Below are 627 nucleotides of genomic sequence, written 5' to 3'. Positions count from 1 at the left end.
CTCCTGACTTTGTTCAGGGGCTTTTTCTATGTACTCCAGTATTTGTGCATCTAAACGATCAATTTCTTTTCTGATAGACGTCGTACTATCCGCAAAATAAGCATCCCTTTCCAATCTAGTACGTTTTGCGAATAACTTGTCTAAATCAGTCGTTATAAATCGTGACATTTCTTTTTCAAATTGCCATGCCTGTAGTTCATAGTTAATGCCTAAATCTTCCCGAATTTTTTCTGCTAATTCATCTCTCCATTTTCCATGTAATTCCCAAACTAGCTCTAATGGATTATTAAAGGATTTTTCATTTTCTACCGATACAGCTGATAAATCAACTGATGACTGTTGATTCTGGGTTCTCAAGGCATCATTCCAGTCTGTCTTCTCCTGACTTTGTTCAGGGGCTTTTTCTATGTACTCCAGTATTTGTGCATCTAAACGATCAATTTCTTTTCTGATAGACGTCGTACTATCCGCAAAATAAGCATCCCTTTCCAATCTAGTACGTTTTGCGAATAACTTGTCTAAATCAGTCGTTATAAATCGTGACATTTCTTTTTCAAATTGCCATGCCTGTAGTTCATAGTTAATGCCTAAATCTTCCCGAATTTTTTCTGCTAATTCATCTTTCCA

Annotated in this window: 1 pseudogene; it reads right to left on the bottom strand. The window is 36.2% G+C overall.

The annotated features are described in order from the left end of the window. Positions 1-627: pseudogene (locus D8801_RS10015) on the bottom strand (hypothetical protein); the annotation flags it as partial.

It is taken from the genome of Streptococcus oralis, assembly GCF_003943415.1.
Taxonomy (GTDB): Bacteria; Bacillota; Bacilli; order Lactobacillales; family Streptococcaceae; genus Streptococcus; species Streptococcus oralis_BJ.
The sequence above is the reverse complement of the archived record's forward strand: the minus strand, read 5'-3'. Positions and strand labels throughout refer to the sequence as shown.